Origin of the sequence: Rhodococcus sp. IEGM 1351 (assembly GCF_030056875.1) — a bacterium.
GTDB classification, from domain to species: Bacteria; Actinomycetota; Actinomycetes; order Mycobacteriales; family Mycobacteriaceae; genus Rhodococcus_F; species Rhodococcus_F opacus.
Genome location: NZ_JASHKU010000018.1, coordinates 120070 through 134855, shown reverse-complemented (window position 1 = coordinate 134855; position 14786 = coordinate 120070). Strand labels below are relative to the sequence as shown.

The window sequence follows — 14786 nt, the reverse complement described above, 5'->3', positions numbered from 1 at the left end:
CACTGCGTAATTGACCAGCGGACCCGGCGACGCCCTCCACGGATCTGCGGATCTGCTCGCTGCCGGTCCGGCGCGGGCACACCCTGGTGCGGCTATGACGTCGTCAGCTCGGTCCGCCGCCCCGTACGCCGCGGCCCTTGCAGTTGGTAGGTGATCAGGCGGGAGCTGTTGGCGACGACGGCCACTGAGGAGGCGTTGTGCAGGATGGCGGCGAGGACCGGGGACAAGGCGCCGCCGGCGCTGACGAGTAGTCCGATCGCGTTGACGGCGATGGACATGGCGTAGTTCTGCTGGATCAGTGCGACCGCGTGCGCCCCGAGGTCGCGCACATCGAGCAGCCGCCGCAGGTCGTCGCTGGCGAGAGCGACGTCCGCGGTTTCGACGGCGACGTCGGTGCCGGCCAGGCCCATGGCGATGCCGATGTCCGCGGCGGCTAGCGCCGGTGCGTCGTTGGTGCCGTCGCCGACCATCGCGACGATGTGCCCACGTTCCTGGAGTCGGCGGACCATGTCGAGCTTGTCCTCCGGCATCGCCTCCGCCTGCCATTCGTCGATGTCCAGCTCCGCGGCCACCGCCGCCGCGGTCATCGGGTGATCGCCGGTGAGCATCACGATTCGTCGGATACCGTCGGCCCGCAGCCGGGATAGCACCTCGAGGGCCTCCGGCCGCACCTCGTCGCGGAGACTGATCAGCCCGACCAACTTGCCGTCCACGGCCAGCAGCAGTGGTGTCTCGGCCCGCTGCTGCAGTTTCCGCACCCAATTGGCCGCCTTCTTCGACACCCGCACCTTCTCCTCGCGCAGCAGCCCCTCGCTGCCGAGGAGCAGCGTTCGCCCGTCCGCCCAGGTGCGCATGCCGAGCCCGACCAACACCTCGCACTCCTCGTGCGGTGGGATCCCGATGTGCCGTTCCTCGGTGGACCGGATCACCGCCTCCGCCAGCGGGTGCCGCGAGTGGATTTCCGAGCTCGCCGCGTAAGCGAGGACCTGCTGAGGTTCCCAATCCTTGGCGAAGGCAATCACATTGGTGACCACGGGGCGACCGATCGTGAGGGTGCCGGTCTTGTCGAAGACCATGGCGTCGACGCGCCCGGCCTGCTCGAGATGGGATCCGCCCTTGATCAAAATTCCGCGGCGGGCCCCGTTTCCGATGGCGGCGCTGATCGCGGTGGGTGTCGACAACCCGACCGCGCACGGGCAGGCAATCAGCAGCATGGTCATGGCGCGGCGCACATCGCGGGTGAGAACGAGGGTGAGCGCCGCCAGCGCGAACGACGCCGGCACGAACCGCCGGGAGAAATTCTCGCCCACCGTCTGGATCGGGGCGCGGTGGTCCTGGGCCTGCTCGACCTGGGAGATGATCCGACCGATCGTTGTTTCATTGCCGACCGCGGTGGCCCGGATGACCAGGCGTCCACGCAGCACCACCGAACCGGCGTGGACGAGGTGGTCGACAGAGGTGGCGATCGGCAGCGTCTCGCCGGTGATCGCGGACTGATCCACGATCGCCTCCCCATCGACCACCACCCCGTCCACCGGGATCGCGACGTGGTCGTGGACCACGATCTCGTCGCCGACCTGCAGGGAGTCGATATCCACCGAAATCTCACCGGCATCGGCCAGCCGGATCCAGGCCGTGTCCTGGGTACCTTTCAGGAGATCGGAGATCGCGCGCCGGGTGCGGCGCAGCGTGAGCTCCTGGAGGTACTCACCGATGTTGAGCAACCAGAGCACGGTCAGGGCCACCACGTTCTCCCGGAGCACCAGACTGGCCACCGTCGCGGCGGAGACGAGGGCATCGGTGCCCGCTGACCGGTTGCCGGTCAGAGTGCGCAGCGCCCCCTTCAAGAAGGGATAGCCGGTGAAGATGGTGGCACCGGTCGCGAACAGGCGACTGGACGGCCCGAGCAGGGGCGCCCGGCGCAGACCGTACCGGCGCACACCGAGCAGGATCAGGGCGGCGCCACCGACGGCCATCCGCACGATGTCGGCGTTACCGACCTCGGCCGAGCGCGGGGACCGGTCCGGCACCAGCGACCACGGGGTCTCCTCAGCGGCCGCGATCGCATCGAGCAGCTCGACGCGGTCGAGCCGCCTGGGTGAATACCACACCACCACCGACGCGGTCCGCGGATACGCGTGCACCGCCCGCACCCCGGAGATCCTGGCGACGGCGGCCTCGATCGACACCGCCCGGCCCGGGCTCGCGCGCAACCACGGCAGGTGCAGTCGGATCCGGCCGGCCGCATCCGAGACGACGACGGCATCGGTCGGGATGCGTGGGGCCGGCGCGGCGGGCATGTCAGTGGCTGTGGCCGTGACCGGTGTCGGGCTCCGCCGGCGGGGGTACCTCTTCTCCGATCCGCCCCCTGGCCTCGGCGACCACGTCGCCGACCTTCAGGCGTGCCGACTCGGCACCCTCCTCGGCCTTACGAGCGCCGCGCAGTCCCCATGCGGTCGCGGTCACTGCCGCCTCGTGCAGCGGCGCCCTCGCGACGACCTTGCGGACCGCGTTGTACGCGGCGACACCGACAGCGCCGGTCACGACGGTGGACGCGGCCTTGGCAAGCAGAACGTGAAGGGCCATACCTCATCGTCGCACTCGCCATGACCATTCCGCATCCACGAACGGCGGCGTCGGCGTGACCGGGCGTTCCCCTAGGAGCCGGAACGGTCAGAACGAATTGACCCCTACAACGGCCGCGACAACGGCGGCCGGGAGCAGCGCACCCAACCCGGCAGAGGCCAACCTGGCCCCGGCGGTGCGATGACCGGCGAGGTGGAACACGCCCAGTCCGATGAGACCTACAGCAGCGGCGGCCAGCACCAGGTGGAACGGGGTGAGGGCCAGTACCGCACCGCATCCGATGGCGAACCCGACCAGGACCCAACCCCACCGCAGATCCTCGGCTTCGAGACTCGACCCGGTCAGCATCAGCCACTCCCTCGCTGACCTGTGATTTTACCCGCATGCCGGGCTGTGCGGTGCTCTCGCCGCCGATCTCTTGCCCGGGTGCTATTGGCGGATCATCGTTCGGGCAGCGGCGGTGGTGGGGCAGGTGAGAGCTCACCGACCCCGTGGCGAGTGTGAGGCGGCCGTGGCCGCCGAAGACGACCAACTGGGTGTCGGCGGCGCACTCGGCGAGAGCATGTTCGGGACGGTGCGATGTCACACCGTCGGTCACTGCGACATCGGGGAACCGTGTACGTGCAGCGGTGAGATGCCCGGTCGTGCTCCGGGCGGCCCGCGCTACCTGGGATGAGGCCGCGGGATTCTCGGATCACGTTTGTTCTGTCGAGAACGGGTACCCCGACAAACGGGGGGAGCCGGAAATCACCGACCGGCCGGGGGCCGGCCACAATTGGATCGGAAGGCGGCATCAGATGAACAGACTTGGTTTGCGCTCGGCGATCGCGGCGGCCGCTATCGCCCCGCTGGTCGCGCTCGGTTCCGGCGTCGCCTCGGCGGCACCGACCCTGCACGGCGACCCGAACAGTCCCGGCACGCAGCTCCATGTCCAATCGAACGGAGCGCACAGTTTCACGTGCGGGACGATCGGGGTCACGGGCGCCGGGGTGGGATCGGCACCCCCCAATGGCAGTGGGCAGGTCAACGGTGTCTATTTCGGCAGTGGCCCGGTCCAGGGCGGTTGCGTGGGGAGCGACGGGTCGGTCCACTTCCCCAGCGGACATGCCCATTAATGCTGGACCGATCCACGTTTCGTAGCACCCTGCAACTGACCGACGAACCTCACCGCCGGCTGAGCATGCTCGAAGGCGGATCGAGTACTACGTCTTCTTCGGCTTCGTCAACAGGGTCGAATCGGTCAGGGTGTGGTCATTCCCGCAGCAACCGCTGGCCGTCGAGACGAGGGAGCAACCGGCTCGAGCTCGACCGGTGCGGCGTTGCCGTCGGTCACGTGCACTCGGTGGCCTATCGACCTGCGGTTTGGTAGGCGTCGACCGCTTTCTGCAGGCGGGCGAGGGCCGCGACGATCGCGGCGTAGTCGCCGCTGTCCTGGGCGGTGCGCAGGTTGGCCAGTGCCGCGTCGAGTTCGTCGACGGCGGTGGCCACATCCGCAGGTGTGGGCGGGGGCGCTGCCGGGGTGGGCGCTTCCACTTGCTGCGGCTGCGGCTGCGGGGGTTGGGGTGGGGGTGGGGGTTCGTCGGGCGCGGGTGGGGCGGGGGTGGCGGCGTCGCCGCCGGGGGCGGTGGCCGCGCGCCCGGTGCCGGGGCCGAAGACCTGGTCGAGGGCCTCGGCGAGGGTGGGGGCGTACCCGACCCGGACGCCGCCGGTGCCGGGCTCGCGGTAGCTGACCAGTACCCGCGAGAGTTGCGGGAAGGTGGAACCGTTCTGTTCCGAGGAGATCCGCTCGGTGTAGAGGGGTTCGAGGTAGAGGACGCCGCCGTCGGCGATCGGCAGCGTCAGTAGGTTGCCGTACTGGATGCGGTTCGAGCGCTCGAGCAGGGTGCGTTCGGAGGCGACCCGGGTGTCGGAGATCATCGAGTTCTGGATCTGTTGCGGACCCTGTGTGAGCGTGTCCGTGGGCAACCGCAGCACGGTGAGCTTTCCGTAGTTCTCGGGATCGGAATGCGCGGAGATGTACGCGGAGAGGAATTCTCGGTTGAACCCCACCATCGCGCTGGCCAACCGGAACGACGGTTCTGCGGTCACCGGATCTCCGACCAGCACGTAGAACGGTCGCTGGTTCGGGTTCTCCTCCACGGTCGGGTCGCTGGGCACCGACCAGAAGGCGTTGGTGGTGAAGAACTCTCGGGGCTCGTCCACGTGGTACTTGGCCAGGAGCTCCCGCTGCACCTGGAACAGGTCCTCGGGGTAGCGGAAGTGGGCGCGCAGCTCCTCGGGCACCGCGTCCTGCGGTTGCACGGTGCCGGGGAAGATGTTCATCCACGCGGCCAGGACCGGATCCTGGTCATCGACCTGATACAGCGTCACCGTGCCGTCGTAGGCGTCGACGGTGGCCTTGACGGAGTTGCGTGCGTAGGAGATCTCCTCGCGGGGCAGCTGGCGGCCGGTGGCGGCGTCGGTGACCGGCTCGTCGAGTGAGCTGCGCTGCGCGTACGGGTAGTTGCCCAGGGTGGTGTACGCGTCGACGATCCAGACGATCTTGCCCGCCACGACCGCGGGGTAGGGGTTGGCGTCGGTGGTCAGCCAGGGGGCGACGTGCTGGACGCGTTCGGTCGGGTCGCGGTGGAAGAGGATCTTCGAATCGGCGCCGATTGCCCGCGAGAACAACAGGTTGCGTTCGGCGTACTTGGCGGCGAATGCCAATCGGTTGAGCCAGTTTCCGATGGGGACGCCGCCGGCTCCGGTGTAGGTGTAGGTGGAGGTGTCGGTGTCGTATTCGCGGGGTGCGGAGTCCGGGGTGGCGCCGACGATGGCGTAGTCCGGGTCCGCTTGGGCGATCACCTCGCCGTAGTAGATGCGGGGTTGCTCGACCGGGATCACCTGGTCTCCGGCTCCCTGGGTGGCGATGTCGCTGACGGTGTAGATGGGGTAGCCGCTGTTGCTGTTGGAGGTGTCGACGGTCGCGTCCCGGACCGCGGCGTTCACCCGGTTCGCGGGGGCGGCGACGAATCCGTTGCCGTGGGTGTAGACGGTGTGCTGGTTGATCCAGTCCGTCTGGTTGCCGGTGAGGCTGGTCGGGGACAGTTCACGGGCGGCGACGATGTAGTCGCGCCGCTGCCCGTCGATGTCGTACCGGTCGATGTCCAGTGCCGCCGGGAATCCGTAGAAGTTCTTGAGTTGCTGTTGCTGAGTGAAGGTGCGCGAGAGCACATCCGGGTCCAACAGTCGGGCGTTGGCGATGGTCGTCGCGTCCGCGGGAACCTCGCGCGGGGCGCGGGTGCCCACGCCCGGATAGTCGAGGTATTCGACGGCGTCGCCGCCGATCCGGTACGCGTGACGGGTGGCATCGATGTTGCGCTCGATATAGGGGCGCTCTACGTCCGCGGCGTTCGGGCGCACCGAGAACTGCTCCATCAGCAGCGGCCACACCCCACCGACCAGGATCGAGGACAGCACCAGCAGCGCCGCGGCCATGGCCGGGATCCGCAGGTCCCGCAGCACGATCGCGGCGAAGAACGAGGCGGCGCAGATCACCGCGATCGCCGCCAGGATGAGTTTGGCGGGCAGTTCGGCGTGGATGTCGGTGTAGCCGGCGCCGGTGAAGGTGGGTTCCTTGCGGCTGCTCGAGAGCAGCGAGTAGCGGTCGAGCCAGTACGCCGCCGCCTTGAGGACGATGAACGTTCCGGCGAGCACCGCGAGCTGGATGCGGGCCGACCCGGACAGGGCGCCGCCCTTGCCGGACACCCGCAACCCGCCGAACAGGTAGTGCGTCGCCAGGCTCGCCAGGAAGGCTAACAGCACGGCCACGAACAACCAGTTGAGCACGCTGCGGTAGAAGGGCAGATCGAAGGCGTAGAACCCGATGTCGTGCCCGAACTCGGGATCGGTCCGCCCGAAGGAGCCGCCGCGCAGGAACAGTTGCACCGTCGCCCAGTTGCCCTGCAGCGATCAACCCACAGAGCAGACCCACAGCGATCGGAATCCCCAGCCCGAACAACCGTTTCCGGGCGAGCACCATCGTGCGGTAGCGGGCGACCGGGTCGTCCGGCCCGGAGGTGGGGACGAATACCGGTCGCCAGCGATAGGCCAGCAGCACACCCAGGAAGATGATGCCGGCGACCAACGCCGAGACGATCACGAACAGCGACAGCCGGGTGAGCACCACCGTCAGCCAGACCCTGCGGAACCCGACCTCCCCGAACCACAACCAGTTCGTGTACGCCTCGATCAGCGGTGGCCCGACGAACAGCAGGACGAACGATGCGAACGCCACCATCAGCCAGACCCGGGCGCGGCGGGACAACAACGGTTGACCGTCGGGGGTCCGTATTCCCATGTCCCACGCTCCCGGTCTAGGTACGAGTCCAAACTTTCGCCACTGTTGCCCGCGGCCTGGTCCTCAACGCCGCCAGGGAGCTCGCCGTGGCGGCCGCTGCTGCGCACGGAACACGGAGTGCTGTGCACGCAGCACAGAGCAAGACAGCAGCAGAAGCCCGTGGAGGGCCACGTTGAGCAGCGCCGGTCCCAGGTACAGGGTGTACACGAGGGCTTCGGCCGCGGGATCGAAGCGGTACGGGTCGACGATCACCGGCAGGGACCACGGCAGACCCAGCGGCAGCAACGGCAACAGCAGGATTCCGGCACCGATGTTCGCGCCGTCCGTGGGATTGGCGAGCTCGGCGATGAGCACGAACAGCACAAGCAATCCGAGCACCAAGGCCGCGTGCGCGCCGAAGAGCCAGATCCGGGTTCGGCTGGGCCGCCGATTGTGCACGGGGTGAGTATCGCCCGGCAGCACCGCCACTGCGGCCGCCCGCGTCGGCCGGGATCGGTGTTGCCCGAGGGCGTTGCGGGTCATGACCGCTCCGAGTCCACGTGCGTGCCCCGGGTGCCCCGCGTGCCCGGGGTCGGGCGGGGGTGGGTGACGCGGACCCGGGAGATGCGGCGGCCGTCGATGGCGCTGACGGTGAGCCGGTGACCGTCGAAGGTGATGCTGTCGCCGAGTTGCGGGACCCGTTGCAGTTCGTGCAGCAAGAACCCGGCCACCGTCTCGTACGGCCCGTCGGGCAGCGTGATCCCGGTGACGGTCTCGAAGTCCTCGATGATCAGCAGCCCGTCCACGCTCTGGTGGGCCGGCCGCCGCGATGTGCCGTCGGCGGACACCGGCGGGGTGGGATCGTCGTACTCGTCGCCGATCTCGCCGACGATCTCCTCCACGATGTCCTCGAGGGTGACGATGCCGGCGGTGCCGCCGTACTCGTCGACGACGATCGCGATCTGCAGATTGTCGCGGCGCATGTCCGACAGCGCGGCCAGGGCGGGCTTGGAGGCGGGCAGTTGCAGAACCGGCCGGCACAGGGCGGCCACCGTGGCCGCCCGACGTTCATCTGCGAGAAGCAGGTCACGCAGGTGGACGAAGCCGACGATGTCGTCGAACGAGGCGCCGGTGACCGGGTACCGGCTGTGCCCGCCATCGAGTGCCTGCTGCCGGGCCTGGCCGAGGGGGGTGTCGGCGGGCAGGAAGTCGACGTCGGTGCGCGGGCGCATCACCTCGACCAGCGAGCGCCGGCCGGCATCGAAGACCTCCGAGAGGATGCGGCGTTCGCTCTCGGCGATCGCGGTGTGCCCGATCAGAAGATCCCGCAGCTCCTCATGGGTGATCGCCTCACCTTTCGCCTTCGGGTCCCCGCCCACCAGGCGCACCAGCAGGTCGGTGGAGGCCGACAGCAACCAGATGACCGGACGCATCGCCGTGGCGAACCGGTCCAGGGTCGGCGCCGTCAGCAGGGAGACCTCGGTGGAGCGTTGCAGGGCAATGCGTTTGGGAACCAACTCGCCCAGGATCAGCGACAGATACGCGATCAGCAGGGTCGTCCCGATCAGAGCGGTCGCGGCGGCGGCCCCGGTCGGCAGGCCCCACGATTCCAGGGTGGGCACCAGGGCGGGGGCGATGGTGGAGGCGCCGTAGGCGGCGGAGAGAAAGCCGGCCACGGTGACACCGATCTGCACCGCGGAGAGGAACCGGTTGGGATTACGCGCCAACACCGCGGTGCGGGCGCTGCGGCCACCGCGGCGCTCGAGGCGCCGGATCTGCCCCTCCCGCAAGGACACCAACGCGATTTCGGTGGCGGCGAACACACCGCCGACCAGCACAAAAAGCAGTACCAGTGCGGCGTTGACCACGATGTCGTTCATCGTCGCCGCCCAGGTCGGAGCGGCCGGGGTCTGTGACGGTGGCCCATGTCCCTTCTCCTCGCGAGGAGTCCTCGAACGACTGGTGTGGCCTCAGTGTAGGCGAAACCGGACAAATCGGACATTGTGGTGGGGGGTGTGGGCCGACGCCCGCCGGAGCGGGGTCGAGGGAGGAAGGCGGTGTTCGGTGTTTGTTGCGCCGACACGGGTTCTCCGACACATTCGTGTCTGTGCCCCTCACCGTTCTGGTCCAAATCGCCTGTGTGGTCGCGTTGGTGTCGGTGGGCACGATGCTGATGGTGGTCGGGGCGCTCGGATCGGGGCTGGTGTGCCTGCTGGGCAGCGGGGTGTGGTTCTGGCGGCTCTACCGCGACAGTGGGCCCTGACCGGAACTGCCGTCCGCTCAGGGCCCCGCTGTGTCGTGGTGGTGGGGTGTCAGGCGGCGGCGCCGGCTGTCGGCAACAGCCGTTGCAGCACGTCGGTGAGGGTGATCAGCCCGGTCACCTCACCGGCGTCGTCGACGACGAGCGCCAGATGGCTGCGGGTCTCGCGCATCGTGCGCAGCGCCTCGTACACCGGGGCCGTGGCGGGCAGGGTGAGCACCGACCGCATCAACGCCCGCGCGGTGTACGCCGGCGGCGCGTGCAGGCTGTCGCGCACGTGCACCACGCCCTCGACGCCGGCGTCGCCGCGAACCAGCAGCCGCAGGTGACCACTGCGCTGCCCGGTCGCGCGGATCTCCTCCGGTGTCGCCTCCGGTGGGACGCTGCTCGGCGCCGTGTTCGGCCGCACCATCTCACCGACGGTCAGGGCCTCGAGTTCCAGTGCGCTGGTCAGCTGCCCGTGGTAGCGCTCGTCGAGGGTGCCGACTGTCGCCGAGTGCTCCACCAGGTGCCGCAGGGTGTCGGAGTCCTGACCGGAGAGGACCTGGTCGACCGGGGTCACCCCGACCTTGACCAGGCACCAGTTCGCCATCCGGTTGAGCACCTGCAGCACCGGGCGGGTCGCCCACATGAAGCCGCGCATCGGGATCGCCAGCATCGTCGCCGATTTCTCGGGGTGCGCGATCGCCCACGACTTGGGTGCCATCTCCCCGACGACGAGGTGCAGGAAGGTGACGATGAGCAGGGCGAGCACGAATCCGAGTACGTCCGCCAGCCACAGCGGGGCGCCCCATCCCTCGAAGGCGGGGGTGAGCCAGTGGTGCACGGCCGGCTTCGTGATGGCACCGAGCGCGAGGGTGCAGACCGTGATGCCGAGCTGCGAACCGGCCAGCAGCACCGACAGCTCCGAGGCGCTGCGCAGGGCCGCGCGGGCGGCTCTGCTGGTGGATGCGGCGTCCTCGAGCCGGTGCCGGCGGGCGGCGATCAGCGCGAACTCCACGGCGACGAAGAAGGCGCTGGCCGCGATCAGCGCGACGGTGACGGCCAGGACGATCCAAGGATTACTCATCGGCAGAGTCCTCCTGCTCCGCGTGCACGGCGACCAGCACCGACGACGGCACCCGTTTGTCGACCTCGAGGACCTCGGCGGTGAGGTGCCGGCGCGGTGGGTCCCCGTCGGCGACCAGGTCGGCGGGATCGGGTTCGAGCGGGATGGTCACGGTGTCCCCGACGGTGGGCAGGCCCCCGAATCGGGTGATCACCAGGCCGGCCAGGGTTTCGTAGTCCCCGTCGGGCAGGCGGTGGCCGAGGATGCGTTCGACCTCGTCGAGATGCAGTTCACCGGGAAGTTCCCAGCCGTCGGTTTCGGACCCGGCCCGCGGTGCGGCGGCGTCCTGGTCGTGCTCGTCGGCGATCTCGCCAACGAGTTCCTCGGCCATGTCTTCGACGGTGACGATTCCGGCGAATCCGCCGTACTCGTCGATGACCAGGGCCATCTCCTCCTTCGCCTCGGTCAGCTGGGCCAGGACCTGCGGCAGCGGCAGCGAGGCGGGCACGACCACCGGCGGCCGGCACCGCGAGCCGGCCGTTCCGGTCGGCTCGGCGCCGAGGAGGTCGTGCAGGTGGATCACCCCGTGCAGATCATCGGAGCTCTCACCCACGACCGGGTACCGGGTGTGCCCGGTGGCCATCCGTGCCAGGACCGCCGGCACCGGCTCGTCCACCCGCACGGTGTCGACATGTGCCCGCGGGATCATCGCATGCTCGGCGGTGCGGGTGGGGAAGTCAAGGATGCGGTCGAGCAGGGTGGACAGCTCCGGAGGTAGTTCGCCGGTGTTCCGGGATTCGGCGACGATGTGTGCGAGATCGCGGGGGGTCGCCGAGTGCTCGACGTCATGGACCGGCTCGATCCGCAGGGCCCGCAGCAGCAGGTTCGAGGACTGGTCGAACAGCCAGATCAGCCAGCCGAAGAGCCTCAGGTAGATCGTGGTCGACAGGGCCAGCCAGCGGGCGACCGGTTCGGGGCGGGCGATCGCCAGGTTCTTCGGGAACAGCTCACCGAAGACCATCTGGACGAAGGTGGAGAACAGCACCGCGAGGATTGCACCGATTCCGACCCCGACCGCGGTCGGGACGCCGACGCCGCCGAGGAGCTCGCCGAGGCCGCGGCCGATCAGGGGTTCGGCGACGTAGCCGACGAGTAGGCCGGTGACGGTGATGCCCAACTGGGCACCGGACAGCATGAACGAGGTGCGGCGGGTCACCGTCAGGGCCCGGGCGGCGCCGGTGTCGCCGGCCTCGGCGCGGGCCTTCAGCCGGGAACGGTCCACCGACATGTAAGCGAATTCCTGCGCCACGAAATAGCCGGTCAGGGCGGTGATCGCCACGACAACGAGGATGCCGATCGCGATGCTCAGAACGATGGTCACCATGTGCGCACCTCCAGCCGGCATGCGGGGCGTGCGGCACGGGGTGGGCGGGGTCTTCGAGGTTTACGTTTGCGCGAAGCGCTGCTCATAGCTCTCTCTGTAATCGGGGACACGGAACACGATCGTCGCTACCAGGAGGACGAGCCAGTAATAGTAAAGGGTTCTTTACGATCGTGTCTGCAGTCGTAGTCACGATGGTCCGCATGTAACCCTGGGAGGCGCTATCGTTGTGCCTCGACATCGGGTCTCCGCCGGTCCGAGGTGCACACCGGTTCCCCCGACGTGACAACGGCAGATGAACGGGACCGAATTGGCATCATCTGCTCGGAAGGGTAGGCGGTCGAGCGATGATGACCTACACCGTGCAGGTGACTCGGGACGGCAAGTCGTGGTTACTCGAGGTCCCCGAGCTCGGCATCGCCGGCCGAGCCTGGCGCCTGGCCGACGCCGAAGTCGACGCAGCCTCCCTCGTCGCCGCACACCTCGACGTACCCCACAGCGAGATTCGGATCAAGGTCTGTGTGAACCGTTCATAGGCTCCCGTCGTATCCATGAGCATGATCAGCCACGGCACCCCTCAGTAGCAGAAAAACCCGGCGGCGACGCCGAACATCGCGGCGGAGCGCCGCCCACACCGCACCGACACGCATCGTGATAACCATGCCCGAATGGGCTGGCCCCAAACCGTTTTCGTGGTCCGCGCCAATGGTGCACGGCATCCATCCAGCGTTCGTCGTCGGTCAGTCGGTCACCTGCCGGAGGTAGAGCAGGATGTCACCCGCCTCGATTGTATTGACCTCGGGTGTGCCGATGCGCAGGAGTTGTCCGTCGCGGACCACCCCGGGCACGATGTCCGGCAGGTGCTCTGGGGAATCGCCGACCTCGCCGGGGGGCGCGCAGCCTACTGGGCATCGCTTCGATCACCCGTCCCGTCGCTGGTCTCCGGCGGAGCCTACGCGCCGACAGCTGAACGGGACTCGCTCACCGGACTATCGGGGGCCATCACAACATCCTCCGCCCCGGTTCCTGGGTCAGACCACGGATCGGGCGAAAAGCGACGCGAGGTCACGTCAGTTCGCTGAATCGTTCGGTGTCACGCACCTGACCGGAGACGATGATGGTGTCACCGGGTTCGATGATCGTGTCCGCGGTGGCATAGGTGAAATCTTCGCCGGGACGTTTGATCGCGACCACGGTCACTCCGTAGGTGCTGCGGACGGTGGTCTCACCCAGGCGCTTCCCGACGACTGTGGCGGGTGGGGTGGTCTTGACCATGGCGAAGCCGTCGTCGAATTCGATGTAGTCCATCATCCGACCGCGCACTAGGTGCGCCACCCGTTTGCCCATGTCGTGTTCGGGGCGCACGACATGTTCGACGCCGATCTGCCGGAGGATCTTCGCGTGGGCGTTGCTGATCGCCTTGGCCCACACGTGCGGCACCGCCAGGTTGATCAAAGCGGAGGCGGTGAGCAGGCTGGCCTCGAGGTCGGACCCGACCCCGACCACGGCCCGGTCGTAGTCATGCACCGAGAGCTGGCGCAGCGATTCCTCGTCGGTGGTGTCGGCGACCGCGGCGTGGGTGAGGCGGTGCGAGATCTTCTGCACCACGGCCTCGTTGGCGTCGATGCCGAGCACCTCGGTGCCCTGTTCCATCAGCTCGAGGGCGAGGGACTTGCCGAATCGGCCCAACCCCAGCACCACGACGACGTCGGAGGACGGTTTCCTAGCCAATGAAGGGCCTCTCTTCGGGGAGTTCGTAGCGGCGGTCCCGGTGGCGGGCGGCGAGCGCACTGACCAGGGTGATGGAGCCGATGCGGCCGAGATACATCAGCATCACCAGGATCAACTGGCCCCAGTCGGGGAGTTGCGCGGTGATGCCGGTGGACAGTCCCACGGTGGCGAATGCGGAGGTTACCTCGAAGAGCAGAACGTTGAGATCGAAGTGGGTGCCGGCGAGCAGCACGATGGTGGGGACCATGACCAGGGACACACCGATGAGGGCCACCGCCAGCGCCTGCCGCTGCACGCGCGGGCCGATCCGCCGGTCGAAGATCACCACCGACCGCTCGCCGCGCACCTCGGCGACGATCGCGAACAGCAGCAGCGCGAAGGTGGTGACTTTGATCCCGCCGGCGGTGCCGCCGCTGCCGCCGCCGCCGATGAACATCAGCACATCGGTCACCAGCAGGGTGGCCGGGTCCATCTGGGCGTAGTCGACGCTGTTGAATCCCGCGGTGCGGGGCATGATGCCCTGGAACGCCGCAACCAGCAGTTTCGCTCCGAGGTCGTGCCCGCGCAGGGTGTAGCCCCACTCGAGCGCCAGCACCAGGGCCGGGCCGATCACCAACAGGAGGGCGGTGACCGTGACGGTCAGCTTCGTGTGCAGGCTCCACCGGCGCGAGGTGCCACCCCCACGCCGTATCCGGCGGCCCACCTCGAAGAGCACCGGGAACCCGATGCCGCCGAGGATCACCGCGACCAGCAGCGGGACGCAGATCCAGGGGTCGGCGGCGAAGCCGATGATGTTGTCGCTCTAGAGCGCGAACCCGGCGTTGTTGAACGCCGAAATCGCATGGAACACACCCAGCCACAGGGCGCGCTCGGGCGGCTCGTCGTAGCCGATCGCGAACCGGGCCGCCAGGCATGCGGCGGTGACCGTTTCGATGAGGATGCTGATCCGGACCACGCCGACGACGACGCTGCGCACGTCCCCGAGACCGGACGCCCGGACCTCCGCGGCGGCGTTGAGGCGGGCCCGCAGCCCGATCCGGTTGGCGAGCATCAGCCCGACCACCGACGCCATCGTCATGATGCCGAACCCGCCGACCTGGATCAGGCCGAGGATGATTCCCTGGCCGAATCCGGACCAGTGGGTGGGGGTGTCGACCACGATCAGCCCGGTCAGGCACATCGCCAACGTCGCCGTGAACAGGGCGGCGATCACACCGGTGTCCGTTCCGGGTTGGGTCGCCGCCGGCAGGAGCAGCAGCCCGGTGCCGACGGCGATCGCCGTCGCGAAACCCAGGGCCACCACCCGGACCGGCGTCAGGGTTACCCGCGCCGCAGCCCGCCGCAGCGGTGTGTTCGGCGACGCGCCGGTGCGTGCAGTCACGAAGAGGAGGGTAACCCCGGACGTTACCGCCGCAGTGTTCGAACCCGGGGAAATAGGTTGTCCTGGATAGCAGTGATAGCA

At 68.6% G+C, this 14786-nt stretch carries 11 protein-coding genes and 3 pseudogenes; 3 read left to right on the top strand and 11 right to left on the bottom strand.

Features of this window, described 5'->3' with window-relative positions:
• Nucleotides 1–92: 92 nt before the first annotated feature.
• From QM806_RS28040 to QM806_RS28030, 3 genes are all read right to left on the bottom strand, one after another.
• Nucleotides 93–2300, bottom strand: coding sequence for a heavy metal translocating P-type ATPase (locus tag QM806_RS28040; RefSeq protein WP_283293543.1), 2208 nt, complete (start codon nucleotides 2298–2300; stop codon nucleotides 93–95).
• A 1-nt stretch (nucleotide 2301) separates the two neighbouring features.
• Nucleotides 2302–2586, bottom strand: coding sequence for a DUF1490 family protein (locus QM806_RS28035; RefSeq protein ID WP_283293541.1), 285 nt, complete (start codon nucleotides 2584–2586; stop codon nucleotides 2302–2304).
• Between the two features lie 87 nt (nucleotides 2587–2673).
• Nucleotides 2674–2934, bottom strand: a complete 261-nt coding sequence (locus QM806_RS28030) for a hypothetical protein (protein ID WP_283293540.1) — start codon at nucleotides 2932–2934, stop codon at nucleotides 2674–2676.
• Nucleotides 2935–3383: 449 nt separating this feature from the next.
• On the opposite strand from QM806_RS28030, the gene QM806_RS28025 reads away from it, so the two are divergent.
• Nucleotides 3384–3701 carry a hypothetical protein gene (locus QM806_RS28025; RefSeq protein ID WP_283293539.1) on the top strand — a complete coding sequence of 106 codons (318 nt, stop codon included), beginning with the start codon at nucleotides 3384–3386 and terminating at the stop codon, nucleotides 3699–3701.
• Nucleotides 3702–3933: 232 nt separating this feature from the next.
• Here the strand turns inward: QM806_RS28025 and QM806_RS28020 are convergent.
• The 3 genes and pseudogenes from QM806_RS28020 to QM806_RS28010 form a co-directional block, all read right to left on the bottom strand.
• A pseudogene (locus tag QM806_RS28020) lies at nucleotides 3934–6925 on the bottom strand (UPF0182 family protein).
• Nucleotides 6926–6988: 63 nt separating this feature from the next.
• A complete protein-coding gene (locus QM806_RS28015) occupies nucleotides 6989–7447 on the bottom strand; it encodes a hypothetical protein (protein ID WP_283293537.1) in 459 nt (152 codons plus the stop codon).
• Entirely contained in the window at nucleotides 7444–8784 is a 1341-nt protein-coding gene (locus QM806_RS28010; protein ID WP_283293535.1) for a hemolysin family protein, read from the bottom strand. Before QM806_RS28010 ends, QM806_RS28015 begins: the two co-directional genes overlap by 4 nt.
• Before the next feature lie 221 nt (nucleotides 8785–9005).
• Between QM806_RS28010 and QM806_RS28005 the strand changes: the two genes are divergently transcribed.
• On the top strand, nucleotides 9006–9167 hold the full coding sequence (locus QM806_RS28005) for a hypothetical protein (RefSeq protein WP_283293533.1): 162 nt from the start codon (nucleotides 9006–9008) through the stop codon (nucleotides 9165–9167).
• Between the two features lie 49 nt (nucleotides 9168–9216).
• On the opposite strand, the gene QM806_RS28000 is transcribed toward QM806_RS28005, so the two are convergent.
• Both QM806_RS28000 and QM806_RS27995 read right to left on the bottom strand, forming a co-directional pair.
• Nucleotides 9217–10233 (bottom strand): hemolysin family protein, encoded by a 1017-nt coding sequence (locus QM806_RS28000; protein ID WP_283293531.1) that lies wholly within the window; start codon nucleotides 10231–10233, stop codon nucleotides 9217–9219.
• Nucleotides 10226–11596 (bottom strand): hemolysin family protein, encoded by a 1371-nt coding sequence (locus QM806_RS27995; protein WP_283293530.1) that lies wholly within the window; start codon nucleotides 11594–11596, stop codon nucleotides 10226–10228. Before QM806_RS27995 ends, QM806_RS28000 begins: the two co-directional genes overlap by 8 nt.
• 344 nt (nucleotides 11597–11940) lie before the next feature.
• On the opposite strand from QM806_RS27995, the gene QM806_RS27990 reads away from it, so the two are divergent.
• Nucleotides 11941–12129, top strand: coding sequence for a hypothetical protein (locus QM806_RS27990; RefSeq protein ID WP_283293529.1), 189 nt, complete (start codon nucleotides 11941–11943; stop codon nucleotides 12127–12129).
• Nucleotides 12130–12333: 204 nt separating this feature from the next.
• On the opposite strand, the pseudogene QM806_RS27985 reads toward QM806_RS27990, so the two are convergent.
• From QM806_RS27985 to QM806_RS27975, 3 genes and pseudogenes are all read right to left on the bottom strand, one after another.
• A pseudogene (locus QM806_RS27985) lies at nucleotides 12334–12477 on the bottom strand (potassium transporter Kef); the annotation flags it as partial.
• A 181-nt stretch (nucleotides 12478–12658) separates the two neighbouring features.
• Nucleotides 12659–13324: a potassium channel family protein gene (locus tag QM806_RS27980; RefSeq protein WP_283293528.1), complete on the bottom strand. Its 666-nt coding sequence runs from the start codon at nucleotides 13322–13324 to the stop codon at nucleotides 12659–12661.
• Nucleotides 13317–14705, bottom strand: a pseudogene (locus QM806_RS27975) (TrkH family potassium uptake protein). The gene QM806_RS27980 and the pseudogene QM806_RS27975 overlap by 8 nt, the downstream one beginning before the upstream one ends.
• Nucleotides 14706–14786: the final 81 nt, after the last annotated feature.

Bases quoted from the DNA above. Each gene is read 5' to 3' on its own strand.
- QM806_RS28040 (WP_283293543.1), bottom strand. From the start codon at position 2,300: ATGCCCGCCGCGCCGGCCCCACGCATCCCGACCGATGCCGTCGTCGTC.
- QM806_RS28015 (WP_283293537.1), bottom strand. From the start codon at position 7,447: ATGACCCGCAACGCCCTCGGGCAACACCGATCCCGGCCGACGCGGGCG.
- QM806_RS28030 (WP_283293540.1), bottom strand. From the start codon at position 2,934: ATGCTGACCGGGTCGAGTCTCGAAGCCGAGGATCTGCGGTGGGGTTGG.
- QM806_RS28000 (WP_283293531.1), bottom strand. From the start codon at position 10,233: ATGAGTAATCCTTGGATCGTCCTGGCCGTCACCGTCGCGCTGATCGCG.
- QM806_RS27990 (WP_283293529.1), top strand. From the start codon at position 11,941: ATGATGACCTACACCGTGCAGGTGACTCGGGACGGCAAGTCGTGGTTA.
- QM806_RS27995 (WP_283293530.1), bottom strand. From the start codon at position 11,596: ATGGTGACCATCGTTCTGAGCATCGCGATCGGCATCCTCGTTGTCGTG.
- QM806_RS28035 (WP_283293541.1), bottom strand. From the start codon at position 2,586: ATGGCCCTTCACGTTCTGCTTGCCAAGGCCGCGTCCACCGTCGTGACC.
- QM806_RS28025 (WP_283293539.1), top strand. From the start codon at position 3,384: ATGAACAGACTTGGTTTGCGCTCGGCGATCGCGGCGGCCGCTATCGCC.
- QM806_RS28010 (WP_283293535.1), bottom strand. From the start codon at position 8,784: ATGAACGACATCGTGGTCAACGCCGCACTGGTACTGCTTTTTGTGCTG.